The 14,822-nt window shown below is 41.3% G+C and carries 15 protein-coding genes, 1 pseudogene and 1 riboswitch; of the genes and pseudogenes, 9 read left to right on the plus strand and 7 right to left on the minus strand.

Annotated features, from left to right (window positions below; translation table 11 throughout):
- Positions 1 to 118: 118 nt before the first annotated feature.
- From MKZ05_RS01385 to proS, 4 genes and pseudogenes are all read right to left on the minus strand, one after another.
- On the minus strand, positions 119 to 265 hold the full coding sequence (locus MKZ05_RS01385) for a hypothetical protein (protein WP_170965961.1): 147 nt from the start codon (positions 263 to 265) through the stop codon (positions 119 to 121).
- Positions 252 to 1,418 (minus strand): Rap family tetratricopeptide repeat protein, encoded by a 1,167-nt coding sequence (locus tag MKZ05_RS01390; RefSeq protein ID WP_212046263.1) that lies wholly within the window; start codon positions 1,416 to 1,418, stop codon positions 252 to 254. Before MKZ05_RS01390 ends, MKZ05_RS01385 begins: the two co-directional genes overlap by 14 nt.
- A gap of 152 nt (positions 1,419 to 1,570) precedes the next feature.
- Positions 1,571 to 2,098 (minus strand): annotated as a pseudogene (locus MKZ05_RS01395) (transposase); the annotation flags it as partial.
- Positions 2,099 to 2,237: 139 nt separating this feature from the next.
- Entirely contained in the window at positions 2,238 to 3,671 is a 1,434-nt protein-coding gene (proS, locus tag MKZ05_RS01400; RefSeq protein WP_339161061.1) for a proline--tRNA ligase, read from the minus strand.
- A 396-nt stretch (positions 3,672 to 4,067) separates the two neighbouring features.
- Positions 4,068 to 4,167: riboswitch (purine riboswitch) on the plus strand.
- A 77-nt stretch (positions 4,168 to 4,244) separates the two neighbouring features.
- Between proS and MKZ05_RS01405 the strand changes: the two genes are divergently transcribed.
- Complete coding sequence (locus MKZ05_RS01405; RefSeq protein ID WP_003217034.1) at positions 4,245 to 5,417, plus strand: MFS transporter; 1,173 nt, start codon at positions 4,245 to 4,247, stop codon at positions 5,415 to 5,417.
- Positions 5,418 to 5,657: 240 nt separating this feature from the next.
- On the opposite strand, the gene MKZ05_RS01410 is transcribed toward MKZ05_RS01405, so the two are convergent.
- Positions 5,658 to 6,425, minus strand: a complete 768-nt coding sequence (locus MKZ05_RS01410) for a GNAT family N-acetyltransferase (protein WP_339161064.1) — start codon at positions 6,423 to 6,425, stop codon at positions 5,658 to 5,660.
- Positions 6,426 to 6,641: 216 nt separating this feature from the next.
- Between MKZ05_RS01410 and MKZ05_RS01415 the strand changes: the two genes are divergently transcribed.
- The 5 genes from MKZ05_RS01415 to MKZ05_RS01435 all read left to right on the plus strand — a co-directional run bounded on the left by MKZ05_RS01415 (position 6,642) and on the right by MKZ05_RS01435 (position 9,270).
- Positions 6,642 to 7,100 carry a MarR family transcriptional regulator gene (locus MKZ05_RS01415; protein ID WP_050943378.1) on the plus strand — a complete coding sequence of 153 codons (459 nt, stop codon included), beginning with the start codon at positions 6,642 to 6,644 and terminating at the stop codon, positions 7,098 to 7,100.
- Between the two features lie 111 nt (positions 7,101 to 7,211).
- Positions 7,212 to 7,457, plus strand: a complete 246-nt coding sequence (locus MKZ05_RS01420; protein ID WP_106032890.1) for a hypothetical protein — start codon at positions 7,212 to 7,214, stop codon at positions 7,455 to 7,457.
- Positions 7,454 to 7,915: a DUF523 domain-containing protein gene (locus MKZ05_RS01425; protein ID WP_050943375.1), complete on the plus strand. Its 462-nt coding sequence runs from the start codon at positions 7,454 to 7,456 to the stop codon at positions 7,913 to 7,915. Before MKZ05_RS01420 ends, MKZ05_RS01425 begins: the two co-directional genes overlap by 4 nt.
- A 29-nt stretch (positions 7,916 to 7,944) precedes the next feature.
- A complete protein-coding gene (locus MKZ05_RS01430) occupies positions 7,945 to 8,361 on the plus strand; it encodes a DUF5301 domain-containing protein (protein WP_212046262.1) in 417 nt (138 codons plus the stop codon).
- Positions 8,362 to 8,442: 81 nt separating this feature from the next.
- Positions 8,443 to 9,270, plus strand: a complete 828-nt coding sequence (locus tag MKZ05_RS01435) for an aldo/keto reductase (RefSeq protein WP_012008778.1) — start codon at positions 8,443 to 8,445, stop codon at positions 9,268 to 9,270.
- Positions 9,271 to 9,318: 48 nt separating this feature from the next.
- On the opposite strand, the gene MKZ05_RS01440 is transcribed toward MKZ05_RS01435, so the two are convergent.
- On the minus strand, positions 9,319 to 10,392 hold the full coding sequence (locus MKZ05_RS01440; protein ID WP_226805308.1) for an iron-containing alcohol dehydrogenase family protein: 1,074 nt from the start codon (positions 10,390 to 10,392) through the stop codon (positions 9,319 to 9,321).
- 189 nt (positions 10,393 to 10,581) lie between these two features.
- On the opposite strand from MKZ05_RS01440, the gene MKZ05_RS01445 reads away from it, so the two are divergent.
- Complete coding sequence (locus MKZ05_RS01445; RefSeq protein ID WP_003217237.1) at positions 10,582 to 11,550, plus strand: rhodanese-related sulfurtransferase; 969 nt, start codon at positions 10,582 to 10,584, stop codon at positions 11,548 to 11,550.
- 344 nt (positions 11,551 to 11,894) lie between these two features.
- Positions 11,895 to 13,514 (plus strand): APC family permease, encoded by a 1,620-nt coding sequence (locus MKZ05_RS01450; RefSeq protein ID WP_339161068.1) that lies wholly within the window; start codon positions 11,895 to 11,897, stop codon positions 13,512 to 13,514.
- 34 nt (positions 13,515 to 13,548) lie between these two features.
- Here MKZ05_RS01450 and MKZ05_RS01455 read toward each other — a convergent pair whose 3' ends face one another.
- A complete protein-coding gene (locus MKZ05_RS01455) occupies positions 13,549 to 13,749 on the minus strand; it encodes a hypothetical protein (protein ID WP_050943366.1) in 201 nt (66 codons plus the stop codon).
- Positions 13,750 to 13,934: 185 nt separating this feature from the next.
- Here MKZ05_RS01455 and MKZ05_RS01460 point away from each other — a divergent pair, with 185 nt between their 5' ends.
- Positions 13,935 to 14,771, plus strand: coding sequence for a PRD domain-containing protein (locus MKZ05_RS01460; protein WP_003217030.1), 837 nt, complete (start codon positions 13,935 to 13,937; stop codon positions 14,769 to 14,771).
- Positions 14,772 to 14,822: the final 51 nt, after the last annotated feature.

The following is a 14,822-nucleotide window of genomic DNA, read 5'->3' on the forward strand; positions in this document are numbered from 1 at the left end:
CCTAATGAATAATTATATGTTTTTCAATATCGTACCACTGATTTAAGTTGTTTACAAAAGCAGTTAGTTAAAAAAACGGTTCTATGACAATGGATGTCACAGAACCGTTTCTTTGATCTTATATTGTATTTCCAGCTTCTTTCCCTACACTCGATGTAATCACTTTGTCAGCCACTTCATGTGAGACAGCAGCAGAATGAAAAATTGGTAACGCTAATGCTACAGTTACAAGCATGATGGGAACAAAAATTCTACTCTTCAACATTTAACAATTCCCCTCCTTGAATTAACGACTTTGCTTCAAGTGCTCTTTCATAAAAAACGACAGCAATTTCCAACTGCCTACTTTTATTATAGTATTGCGCAGCTTCAAAAGCTAGTTGGTACACATCTTCGTAAAGATTTTTGCTTTGTATATTGTCAAGACAACGTTTTAACTCTGTGATCGCATTTGGTGTCTTAGATTGAAAATAAAGGCAATATAAAAATTTCATTTCTTCTTCATAAATTTTGTCATTCAGTTGTTGGGCTGCCGAGACTCCTTTCTCATATGTTTCGGCTGCTGGAACAACCTGTCCTAATTTCAAGAGGGTGTATAGCTTGTTAAAATAGGCTTTTGGAACATGTGATGTTTCATTCTTTTCAAAAAGTTCACAAGAAGTATCAAAGTGGGACAGGGCATCTGTATATTTTTCTAAGTGGAAATAACACTTGCCTAAGTTAAAGATCGTAGAGGATATAAGGTATTCGTTTTTCGTCTGCTGTGCAAAAGAATGGGATTTTTCAAAGTAAGTAAGTGCATCAGCGTATTGTAGTTTAGACAGATAATTTCCAGCGATGACTGAATAACACCAGGCTATTTTTTCTTGCATTAATGGTTGCTCTGTAAATAGACTCAATGCTTTATGTGCATACATGACAGAAATTTGATACTGATCTATGTGGTAGTACACTTCTGATAATTTGTAGTAAAATTCAGCCTTTTCAGTAGGGTCTTCAATATCCAGGAGAACTTTTTCAGCAGATTTATAAGAACTGATCGCCTCGTCAAATTGCTTTTTCCTAAATTCGTGCATTCCTTTAAAAAACCAAAAATAAAAATCTAACATCTTTTCAATTTGATCTTTGTCTTCATGAAGTGATTGATCAATCTTATGTTTCTGCTCATTGATCTGAACCATATATTCATCTAATTCTCGGCTAGATAACTTAGGTTTGAGGTAACTTAGCATTAAGTCATGTCGAAAATCCAGCAGACTAAAATATAATAATACGGTTTGATTTTCTTCCATACTGTCAAAGAGTCGTTGAACATCTGCTTTTAAAAATTCTGCATCAGTTATTTGATCTTTTTTGATGGTTGAATACCATTCATTCAGTTTGATCGCCACTTCGTCATAAGTGATAGAAGCACCCATATATATTCCCCCTTCAAATTCCTATAAAACCATTTATATACAATATTTTAACATGTCTAACTATTCTAAAATCGAACATATGCGCTCTATATGTAAATTTTCGGTATACCGCAAAATCAAGCCTACTTTAAGAGGAAAATGAGTGATTCAACATCTAATTCTTTCATATAGTTCTGAGTATCTTGTTCGATCGTTTTTCTTGTATATTTATGTTTATTTGCATTCGCTTTAAGATGGGTTGAATCAGTAAAAAGGACGCGCCCTCCAACCATATCGTGATTGATGGCTTGAAGCACAATCTCGTCAAAAATATCTTGAAAAATCGTTGTATCTTTAAATCGAGTACGACGATTCCAACTAATGGTCGAGTGATGTGGAACGGGGTCATTGATGTTTAAACCTAAAAACCATCTATACGCCATGTTATAGTAAATTTCTTTTTCAAGTTGTCTTTCAGAACGGATACCGTACAGGTATCCGATAAACATCATTTTGAACAAAATAAGTGGATCAAGAGAAGGACGACCTTTATTCTCGCTATAATACGGTTTTACTTTATCTACGATAAATGAAAAATCAATGTACTGATCAATTTTACGAAGCAGGTGATCCTCTTCGACCAGTTGATCTAGCAATACAAATTCGGCTTCGTGCTGAGAAGAATTTCTAGTGTGGAACATGAGAAAAAACACCTTCCTTTAGTATGCTTTTCTCTATTATAAAACGGGGGAATGGAAACTTTAAGGGAAAAAATAAAGCTGTCGAGATTTTCTCGACAGCCTGAGCATCGTGAGGGATGCTTCTCTTTCGTTTCTATTCTCAATAAGCTTTTGCCCAGAAAACCATATCAGATGCAGGCTTTCCGCAGCAGACACATGTATCAGAGACAGATTCCTGTTCAAATGGGATACAGCGTGAGGTCGCCCCTGTTCTTTCTTTAATGTCGTTCTCGCAGGCTTCGTCACCACACCACATGGCTTTAATCAATCGGTTTTCTTCTGAAAGAATGTGCTCAATGTCTTCGATGGTGTGAGCTCTTGATGTTTTTTCATGTAATCGTTCTTTCGCCTTTTCGTACATCGTCCGTTGAATATCTTCAAGCGTGGATGTGATGGTTTGTTCAAGTGCATCTAATGTGACAGCTTGCTTTTCACCAGTGTCTCGTCTTGCGAGCATCACCTGTCCTTTTTCGATGTCCTTTGGTCCCACTTCAACACGTAGAGGAATGCCCTGCATTTCACATTCGTTGAATTTCCAGCCTGGCTGTTTATCGCTTGCATCAATGTCAGCACGTGCGATGCGGGCGAGTCGTTCTTTCAACTCGTAGGCATGATCGAGTACACCTTCTTTATGAGAGGCGATTGGCACGATCCGCACTTGGGTTGGTGCAATGTTTGGCGGAAGGACGAGTCCTCTGTCATCGCCGTGCACCATGATCATGGCACCGATGATTCTTGTGGTGAAGCCCCAAGAGGTTTGCTGGACATGCTCTAGCTTTCCTTCGCGGTTTAAGAATTCAATGCCAAATGCTTTGGCAAATCCGTTTCCGAAGAAGTGAGAAGTGGCCGTTTGCAGCGCTTTTCCATCATGCATCAGGCTTTCAACTGTATAGGTGAAGCGGGCACCAGCGAATTTTTCCTTCTCTGTTTTTCTCCCTTTAATGACAGGAATGGCAAGGAGCTCTTCGCAAAGAGAAGCGTAAATGTGAAGCATTCTTTCTGTCTCCTCAATCGCTTCTTGCTCAGTCTCATGACATGTGTGTCCTTCCTGCCATAAGAATTCAAGCGTTCTAAGAAATGGACGTGTGGTCTTTTCCCAGCGAACGACATTCGCCCATTGGTTATAAAGCTTCGGTAAATCACGGTAGGAATGAATGATATTTTTGTAATGCTCAGCGAACAGTACTTCAGAGGTTGGTCTGACGCAGAGCCTTTCCTGTAATTCGGATTCACCGCCATGTGTGACCCACGCCACTTCAGGAGCGAAGCCTTCGATATGGTCTTTTTCCTGCTGCAGCAGACTTTCTGGGATAAAGAGCGGCATATACACATTCTCATGCCCTGTTTCTTTGATTTGGCGGTCAAGTTCGTCGCGAATATTCTCCCAGATTTTAAAGCCGTATGGCTGAATGATCATACTGCCTCTGACGCTTGAATAATCGACGAGGCGTGCCTTTGTGACAACATCTGTATACCACTGGGCAAAATCGTCTTCCATGCTTGTGATTTTTTCAACAAATTGTTTCTTTGGCATTGCATATTCCTCCTTTTAAAATGCAAAAAAGCTGTGCTTTAAGTTAGGGACCATTCCTGGTGGTACCACCCTAATTTAAAGCACAGCTTTACACTCGATCATGATAACGGTATGAACCGCTGTATGAAACAGAACTAAATCGGCAGGTTCACTTGAAGATGTCAGTAGGAACTTCTCAGCACCGTTCCCTCTCTGTTAAAGGTCAATTCAAGCTACTATTCCAGATCTACGTTGATCAATGTTCGTTGATTTTTCATCAGTTTACCTGTAAATGCAGGAGAAAGCAAGTTGTACTGGGGTTTCTTTTCATGCTGTTCTGAGTGCTTTGTTTGATCGTGAATTTGCAGTCATTTCCTATTTTTATAGCTTGCCAGTTATGTAAGCATATGCTACTATATTTGAAGAAAAAAATAGACTTGTATAACCTCAATAATATGGTTTGAGGGTTTCTACCAGGATCCGATAAATCCTGATTACAAAAGCGTGCTTTCCTTTTTTGTAATCAGGGTTTTTTTGTTTGTCTTCACCCTGTATCAAAAGTGAAAGCGATGATATAGAGAAGGGATGTTAGACATGAACTGGAGAGTATATTTATTAGCCGTTTCTACTTTTGCGGTTGGATTAGTTGAGCTTGTGGTCGGGGGCATTTTGCCAAGCCTTGCAGAGGATTTGAATGTATCTCTTGCGACAGCTGGGCAGCTTATCACCGTATTTGCCATTGTGTATGCCATTTCAGCACCTGTGCTGCTGACTGCCACAGCTAAAATTGAACGAAAGCGTCTTTATTTAATCGCGTTATTGGTGTTTACAATAGGGAATGTATTCACATATTTTAGTTCGACCTTTGCTCTTGTCATGATCTCTAGGGTATTGATCGCAATGAGTACAGCGCTAGTGGTGGTGTTATCATTGACGATCACTGCTAAGTTGGTGGAGCCAGCGCATCGTGCGAAGGCATTAGGTCTGATTTTTATTGGGATTAGTTCTTCACTTGTTCTCGGTGTACCGATCGGTATTTTTATTACAGAGAGCTTTGGCTGGAGAGTGATGTTTTTAGGAATCAGTATTTTATCAGCGATATCGATGGTGCTAATTTATTTCCTATTAGAGAAAATGCCTGTTGAAAAAGTGACACCTCTTAGAGAGCAAATTCGTGCTTTAGGGCATCCGAAAATTTTTAGTGCACACTTGATCAGTTTGTTTATGCTTGCAGGTCATTATATGCTTTATTCTTATTTCACTCCATTTCTAATGGAAGTTCTGCATATGACCCCGTTCTGGATTAGTATTTGTTATTTGGTCTTCGGGCTTGCATCTATTGGCGGGAATGGGTTAGGCGGTTGGCTTAGTGACAAGCTGGGTTCAGGGAAAGCCATTTTGCTGGTGACAATTGCATTTGCGGTTGTGTTGTTTATCATTCCTTATACAGCGGGTGTGTTTGTCCTCTTTATGATCATGGTTGTCCTATGGGGAGCTCTTAGCTGGGCATTAACGCCTGCCTTGCAGAGCTATTTGATTCAAACAGATCCTGTGACGTCTGATATTCAGCAAAGCTTAAATACATCGGCGTTGCAAATTGGTATCTCAATTGGATCAGCAGTTGGCGGTGTCCTGTTTACGATGACCGGTTCATCTGTTGATCTGGCGAAATTCGGTGCAGTGTTTGTGCTGATTGCGTTTAGCTGTGCGGTGATTTCGTTGAAGAGACCACCACTTTATATGGATCGTCAGCATCGTGCTGAATAGCTGCCTAATGATAGGCAGCTTCAGCGTGTAGACAAACCCTCGCATTCGTTGTCAGTCCTGCGTGCTGGTGCTCACGAATGTCAAATTCGCTCCGCGCCAGTACTCGTCCTTCCTAGACTTCAAAGGTTTTCTATCACGCTGAAAAGAAGACAAAGGGCTAAAATAAAAATCATTTTAGCCCTTTGTCAACAATCTGTAGCTGCCTATGATAGGCAGCTTTTTTTTATGTTCTATTTTACTCTATTCAAAAACAACCATTTCGCCGATTGGTTGAAAGCCGGCACGTTGGTAAATATTTTTGCCGTCCGCCGATGCTTGTAACAGGACGCGCTTCTGTTTGTTGTCTGTCTGGGTCAGAAGGTAATGAAACATGTCACTGCCAAGTCCCTTTCCGCGGTGATCTGCCTTTGTGATGACATCATAAATACCGTAGCTATCGGTTGCTTCGAGTAATAAGCCTGTTGTGACCGGTTTGTGGTCTGCATATCCGACGAACATGCGAGCGCGTGATTGTATAGCTTCAAGCGAAAAACGCTGGAAATAGTTCTCTAAGGCGATAGCCTCCGGTGACTCTTTGAATAGCTCGATAAAGATATTTTTGTAATCAAGCAGTGTCTGGTCATCAAGTACTTCTTTGATTGTAAGTGGTGAAGATGTAGCTGGGTCAATGCCTTCTGTCTGTTCAAGCATCATGATGGTATTGCGTTCAACCTCTTCAAGCTGATATTCCTTCAGCAAATCAGTCCAATCAGGATGAAGCAAGCGGTGATCCACCCATGTGCTAAATAATAGTTTCTGTGACTGCAAGTATTCGATGGTTGCTTTCACTTTTTGCGGATCTTTAATTTGCGCTGATGTCGGTAATAGCAAATTGAATGTGTCTGTCGATATGTGAGTATTGGATAGTACGAAATCGTCCGTTGCGAGGAAGGTTCCGTCCACAGCTGAAGAAAACAGGTGGATCTTTTCTTCTAATTGGCGAATGGCGATGTGTTGTTCGGTTTTCATTAGCTCACCTTTTTCATCAAAAATTGGATGTCATCCCCTATGAATTATAGCAAATAAAAGAAAGAGGAGCTGTGACATCATAGATCATCTAGTAGAAAAGTACATATACCATTTTCAGGTCTGATGGCCTATTATTTTTATCACACTGACATTTCTTTTGACTCCTATCTTAATTATTAGTACCATTTTATTAACCAGTTAAGAGTGGAGGTTCAGATGGAGACTAAAGAGCAGATTGTATTAAAAGCGATTCAAGATCTGATTATTCATAGAGAAAAGAGAAGGAATGATCCAACAGATCCACTGATTACCACGACTGATACACTCAAACAAGATTGGACACTCACACAGCTTCACATTTTATCGATGATTCAAGCCAATCCAAACGAATCAAATAATACATTTCTTTCTCAACAACTGAAACTATCAAAGCCCGCTATTACAAAGGCTGTGAAAAAACTAATTGATAAAGGCATGGTGGGCTATTGCCACCGGCAAGGGGATAAAAAATCTGTCTACTATTCATTGACAGAGAAAGGCACGCAATTGGCGGCACTGCATGATGAATTACATGAGAAAGCTGTCGCGTCCTACTTAGAATTTCTCCAGCAGTTTCATGAAGATGAATTACAAGTGATTGAGCGCTTTTTGAAGGCATGGAAAGAAAAAATATAGATTAAAAAAACCGAAACCATCGTAGAAAACGAGATGATTTCGGTTTTTTATATGGTAAAATTAACATATATTGACGTTATTCGTGATCATGTTAAAAGGGAGGGAGCTTCTTTGGGGAAAGAAATGATGGAAAATTTTAAAAAGTCCGCAACCATCATGCCGTTCGTGGGATTGTTTGTCAGCTTGCTATTATTTGTTTACTTTTTTGGTATCAAAGGAGTTGAAGGGTCGATTTGGGCTGCTGCTTTATATTGTGCTCTGCCCTTTTTAGGGTACACGATCTTCTATCTGCCTGTATGTATTTATTTTAAAGTCAGTAAAAAACGTTCAATCCATAAAAATGAGGAACAGACGTGATTGTGGTCAGCGCTTGTCTTGCTGGGTTGAAGGTCCGGTATAATGGTAGCCATCGATTAGATCAGCGAATCGAAGAGCTTGTGCAGGAAGGAAAGGCTGTGACAGTTTGTCCTGAACTGCTTGGCGGCTTTTCTACGCCAAGACCTCCGGCAGAAATCATTGGTGGAGATGGACATGATGTATTACGAGGGCAGGCTGCTGTTGTCGATGTTCATGGAACTGATGTCACAGAGATGTATGTAAAAGGTGCGAAAGCGACACTGGAACAGGTTCAGTCACTGAAAGCAACAGCGGTTGTGCTAAAAGAGTACAGTCCTTCTTGCGGGAGCCAGCTGATTTACTTGGGAGAGTTTAACGGCAAGACAAAAGCTGGAGATGGTGTGACGTCCGCCTTGCTAAAACAGCACGGGATTCAAGTGTTCTCTGAGGAGGATGATTGGACTTCGGTGTTTCAATAGGCGTGGCGTGAATAGAAGGAGGAGTTAGGTTGAAAAAGTGGATCATTGGTGTAGTTGTCGTTATTTTAATCGGAATGGGTATTTATTTTATGATCCATGCCAAAACATACTCTTTTGATGATGTGGTCTCGATTGATCGAAACAAAGTGACATCCATACAAATTGAGCATGATAATGAACGTGCTGTTTTGAAGAAAAAAGAAGACATTCAAAAGCTGTTGAAGGAACTTTCAGATGTGAAATTAAAGAAAATGAACGAAGCCAAAAAAGCTTCAAAAGAATCTTATTGGATCAGAGTGTACGAGAATGAAAAGGAAACTTATGGTCTGACTTTTTATGACCAAAGCTTTTTAGAGACATATGATTTTTCTAAAAAGAAAGATCAAACAAGCGAATACCAAATCGTTGACGCCAATCAAGTCGATATAGGACAATATATCAAATAACACAAGCGAAAATTCATGCATGATCAATCGAAAATTCGGGTATAGTGCTTGGTAAGCAAAAATGAAGCGGAGGTTTGTTTGATGAGTGGATTAACAGATACAGTCACATTAGCAAACGGAGTAAAAATGCCGAAGCTAGGCTTCGGTGTATGGCAAGTAAAAGATGGGGATGAGGCTGTAAATGCAGTCACAGACGCTCTTGAAGCGGGCTACCGCAGCATTGATACAGCAGCAGCCTATCAAAATGAAGAAGGGGTAGGCAAAGCCATTCAGCAATCAGGTATCTCTCGCGATGATCTGTTTATTACGACAAAGGTGTGGAATCGTGATCAAGGCTATGAATCAACACTTGAAGCCTTTGAAACAAGTATGAACAAGCTTGGGCTAGATGTATTAGACCTTTATTTAATTCATTGGCCAGTTGAAGGCAAATATAAAGAAACTTGGAAAGCACTAGAGAAGCTGTATAAGGATGGACGCGTTCGAGCCATCGGTGTGTGTAACTTCCATCAGCACCATCTAGATGATCTATTAGAAGAAGCAGAAGTTGTGCCAATGGTCAATCAAATCGAGCTGCATCCAAAGCTGACGCAGGAGCCTTTACGAGACTACTGCAAGGAGAAAGGGATTCATGTAGAAGCGTGGTCACCATTAGGCAGCGGGAAGCTGCTGAACCATCCTGTTCTTCAGGATATTGCGAAAAAACATGACAAATCCGTGGCTCAAGTCATTCTTCGCTGGGACTTGCAGCATGGCATTATCACCATTCCAAAATCTGTGACGAAGAGCCGAATCATCGAAAACACACAAGTCTTCGATTTCGAGCTGTCCGCACATGAGATGGGTGTCATCGATCAGCTCAATGAAGATGAGCGCACAGGTCCAGATCCAGATAACTTTGATTTTTAATCGAAAGAAAAGCACAGGTGGCATGCCTGTGCTTTTTATTGAACGATTTTACGAGGCTGATACGGTTTCAATGACTTGAATGGCGTCGACCATTTGCTCTTTGGAATAGTCTCCAATCAAGCAAAAAGTTTCATCTATACGTGCAGCATGGCTTGCCACTGTTTTTGCGGCTTCTTCTAGCTGAGCTGTGATGCCAAGCTCACGCATATTTCTAGGTAATCCGAGTGTTTCATAAAGCTCAAGTAATTCTTCTACTTCGCCCATTCGATTTTCTGCGGCAAGCTGAACAAGAATGCCGTATGCCACTTTTTGACCATGTAACATATGGTGCGTTTCCTCAATAAACGTCAATCCGTTATGGATGGCGTGGGCTCCTGCCATTCTTCCGTAGCGTCCTCCGTAGCCGCCGACCGTGCCAGCTAATGTAATAATGGTATCCGTTACATCTGCAAATGCTTGCGAAAGCTGACCCGTTTGCAAGCTGTGGACAGCTTCTTCGCTATGGGAAACAAGAATATCCCTCACGTATACCGCCTGTTTTAGTGCTGCATGCACCATGAGCGGCAAGGAATCCTTTGCATTTCGAATAATGGCTTCCGCTTCATACCATTTGGCCAGCGTATCTCCAATCCCACTTTGAAGGTAGGAAAGAGGAGAAGAGAGCAAAAATGTATGATCAATGAGCGTGAGGTAGCTGGACCGTTTATGGTAATCGACTCTCATGAAATTCCCCTTGTCATCATAAATGACGCTAAGCGGTGTAGATGCAGCACATGTCCCCGGGATGGTTGGAACCATGATCACTTCAATTTGAAGAGCCTCTGCTACTGACTTGGCGGTGTCTAAAATCGTGCCGCCTCCAATCCCAATCACCACATCTGCCTCTTTCAGTTCTTCTGCAATTCGAGTGATTGCATTGGGTGAACTGTATCCTTTGTGCTGGACAACAGACCAATGAGACGGAAGCTTTGTATACTGTGAAAAAGCATGAAATGAATCATATCCTGTCACGACAGCGGGTGACCGGAAGGATGGAGAAACAAGTGAATCGAGTTCATGATAAATGCCTTTTTGAGAAATAAATTGGTTTGGACCGCTTCTGACGATATCTTCTGGCTGTATCATTGCGTTCTGCTCCTTTGCAATATCATATTTGATAAATCATCTCATTTTACAGAAAGTTCTGTCAAATATGAGAAGAAAGACCCTTCCGTTTTATGGAATTGAGCCGCTGTCATTGCCTTTAGGTATGTATTTCCTGTATGATAAAGAACGGTATGTTTTGATTAAATTTAAGAGGTGTTTATATATATGGAAAAACAATATCGTGTCTTACTTTACTATCAATATGTCCCCATCGAGGACCCAGAGACGTTTACAGCAGAGCATCTAGCATTCTGTAAGGAGCTTGGTTTGTTAGGTCGTATCCTTATCTCAGCAGAAGGCATAAACGGAACGGTTTCTGGTACCATTGAGCAAACGGACAAGTACATGCAAGCATTAAAGGAAGATCCGCGCTTTGCGTCTATGCCGATCAAAATTGACGAAGCAGACGGTCATGCTTTTAAAAAAATGCACGTCCGCCATCGAAATGAACTAGTGAATCTGAGCCTTGAAGATGATGTGAACCCGTTAGAATTAACAGGTAAGCATCTTAGCCCGGTTGAATTTTACGAGCAAATGCAATCACCTGATACCGTTGTGATTGATGCACGTAATGATTACGAGTTTGATGTCGGCCACTTTAGAGGGGCAGTTCGTCCTGATATTGAGACATTCCGCGAATTACCGGAGTGGATTCGTGACAATAAAGAGATTCTTGAAGGGAAAAAAATCCTGACGTATTGCACAGGCGGCGTACGCTGTGAGAAATTCTCAGGCTGGTTAAAGCGTGAAGGCTTTGAAGATGTCTCTCAGCTTGACGGCGGAATAGTCACGTATGGAAAAGATCCAGAAGTTCAAGGGAAGCTTTGGGATGGTCAATGCTATGTGTTTGATACTCGCTTAACAGTGCCTGTAAATCAAACAGAGCATGTGGTTGTCGGAAAAGATTTCTTCACTGGTGAGCCTTGCGAGCGTTATGTGAACTGTGCAAATCCTGCATGTAACCGCAAAATGATTGCAACAGAAGAAAGCGAGCATAAATATATGCGCAGCTGCAGCCATGAATGTCGTACGAGTGAACGTAACCTTTATGTGAAACAGCACAATCTGTCTGAAGAAGAAGTGCAAGAAAGACTAGCTGTGATTGAACAAGAACAAGCGATCTCACAAGGATAGAGGGAACCCCCCTTTATCCTTTTTTTCTATTCATGATAGGGCTCAGAAGGAAGAGGGATTCATTTCCTCTTTCTTTTTTGTTTTGTTTTTTTCAAAATAAGGGTAAAGGTAGTTATTCAGTCTAATAGATTGCATCATTGAAAAAGCGCTTTCTTAAGAAATAAGCATGTTCGACTATTTCAGAAAATGGAGAATTGAGAGATAATAAAACAGGCGAAAAAATGAACAAGGGTAAAGATTCAGTTGAAGAAATATTTGTCAATTGAATGAAAAGTGAGCTGCAATGAAAGAAAGGTGCTTACTTAGGCACATGCTTTGTAATTTAATCGAAAGGTGTTATGAACATGAATCATTTACATCGTAGAATGGGAACTTTCGCTTTAATGATGGTAGGTCTTGGCTCAATCATTGGTTCAGGTTGGCTATTCGGTGCTTGGCGTGCCGCTCAAATTGCCGGCCCTGCTGCTATTTTATCCTGGTTGATTGGGATGGTCGTAATTTTATTTATCGCTTTGTCTTATAGTGAACTCGGATCAATGTTTCCAGAGGCAGGCGGGATGGTGAAATATACGCAATATTCACACGGCTCTTTTATCGGGTTTATTGCTGCTTGGGCAAACTGGATCGCCATTGTCTCCGTCATTCCGGTTGAGGCGGTGGCTTCTGTCCAGTATATGAGCTCATGGCCTTGGGAATGGGCAAAGTGGACAACCCATTTGGTCACAAAAGGGGTGTTGACGACAGAAGGGCTCATGGTCGCCAGTGTGCTCCTTGTGATTTACTTTCTGCTCAATTATTGGACCGTTGGGTTATTTTCAAAAGCGAATACATTCATTACCGTGTTTAAAATTGTCATTCCAGGATTAACAATTGGTGCGCTCTTATTCGTAGGTTTTCATAGTGAGAATTTTACTTCTGGAACAAGTATTGCTCCTAACGGCTGGGCGAGTGTGCTGACAGCTGTTGCGACATCAGGAATTGTGTTTGCCTTCAATGGCTTCCAAAGCCCGATTAATATGGCGGGTGAGGCGAAAAATCCAGGCAGATCCATTCCGATTGCTATTGTTGGATCTATTTTGATTGCGACTGTGATTTATGTGCTTTTACAAATCGCCTTTATCGGTGCTGTCGATCCGTCCATGATTGTGAATGGATGGGGTCATTTGAATTTTAATTCGCCATTTGCCGACCTTGCCATTGCGCTTGGGATTAACTGGCTGGTTCTGATTTTATATGCAGATGCGTTTGTATCACCTTCTGGTACAGGGATTACGTATACGGCGACGACATCCCGTATGATTTATGGAATGGAAAAAAACAAATACATGCCAAGTGTACTTGGTCGTCTGCACCCTATTTATGGCGTGCCTCGTCCAGCGATGTTTTTTAACTTAGCCGTATCGTTTATCTTTCTGTTTTTATTTAGAGGCTGGGGTGTACTTGCAGAAATCATATCTGTTGCGACACTTATTTCTTATCTGACAGGCCCAGTAACTGTCATGACACTGAGAAAGACAGGGACAGATTTATATCGTCCGCTGCGAATAAAAGGACTCAGCATCATTGCTCCTCTCGGCTTTGTCTTTGCGTCATTGACGCTGTATTGGGCGAGATGGCCGTTAACAGGTCAGGTGCTGTTCATTATTATAATCGGTCTTCCGATCTATTTTTACTATCAAGCAAAAGCGAAATGGAAAGGCTTCGGCCGCAACTTCAAGGCGGGTGCTTGGATGGTCGTGTACTTGCTTGTGATGATGACGATTTCCTGTCTGGGCAGTGACAAATTCGGCGGCTATAACGTCATTCATTATGGCTGGGACATGGCTCTTATTACAGTGGTTGCTCTGCTATTTTATATGTGGGCACTCAAAAGTGGATTTGAAACAGAATTTCTAGAGGATGCGAAAAAAATCAATGATGAGCTGCGTACTTCTTCGCAAGAAGCCGCATCATCCAAAGAATAAAGGAACGGCTGCCTGAATATCATGGGCAGCCGTTTTATTTTGATAAATGATGCATCACGTGTTGCCTCAGCCAAGTGGTGACACCGCGCAAAACGGCTGCTGTGACAAATGAGATGAGCACATACTTCCAAAGCAGATTCATACCTTGTCCACTAAGCAAAAACACGATTCCTAGAAAGACGAGTGTGAATAGAAGCACGAATAAAAATGATGCAGACCAGAAAAAAGCCTTCACTGAAGGTCACCTCCTTGGAGTATTGTATGCAGGCAATTGAAGGATCAGACCAGCTATGACGGGGTAGAATTATGGTGAAATCTATTGCAAAAGTCAGATAAAAACACCAAGTGATTTGACAGTTGTGTTAAGATGAGAGCATATTTTGAGTGAAGATTGTGGTTCATAGACGGAGGTGTTTGGGGTTGCAGATACAAAAAGTTCTAAACAATAATGTCATTAGTGTGATAGATGAACAAGGAAAAGAAATCGTCGTCATGGGAAGAGGTATCGCCTTCCAGCGGCGGCCTGGGGATCCGGTAGACGAATCGTTAATCGATAAAGTTTTCCGCCTGGAGGATCATTCCGTTCATGAGCGGATGAAAATGCTGCTTCTGGAGGTTCCGTATGATGTGGTCAAGGTAACCGAAGAAATGATTCAATATGCACATACAAAGCTGAACCGAAGATTAAACGAAAGTCTGCATGTATCGCTTGCAGACCATATTCATTACGCCATCGAACGACTGAAGAAAAATCATCTCATTGAGAATTCGCTCATTTGGGAGATTAAACGCTTATACAAAGATGAATTTCTTGTGGCAAAGGACTGTCTTGAGATGATTAGAGAGCGTCTTCATATTGAATTGCCTGAGGATGAAGCAGGCTTTATTGCCATGCATATCATTAATGCAGAGCTCAATGAGGACATGAATACAACGGTCAATATTACAAAAGAAGTAAACGCCATCCTCACCATTGTGAAATATCATCTCAATATGGAATTTGATGAAGACTCACTCAACTTTTATCGTTTTCTCACACATTTACGCTTTTTCGTCCAGCGTCTGATAAACGAAACAATGCTTGTCAGCGAAGATCAGGATTTGTATCAGCTGATCAAGGTAAAATATCCGAAGGCATACGAATGTGCAAAGAAAATCGCAGAATACGTCTATCAAACCTATCACCGAGATCTCACATCAGAGGAGATGCTGTATCTATCCATTCATTTGAATCGATTGATCAAACGAGAAAAATAAAGGTAGTTTTCAAAGGAAAGCGTTGACATGAGAAAAGCTGAGTGGTACTAT

Origin of the sequence: Bacillus sp. FSL M8-0277, from assembly GCF_037975305.1 — a bacterium.
Classification (GTDB): Bacteria; Bacillota; Bacilli; order Bacillales; family Bacillaceae; genus Bacillus; species Bacillus pumilus.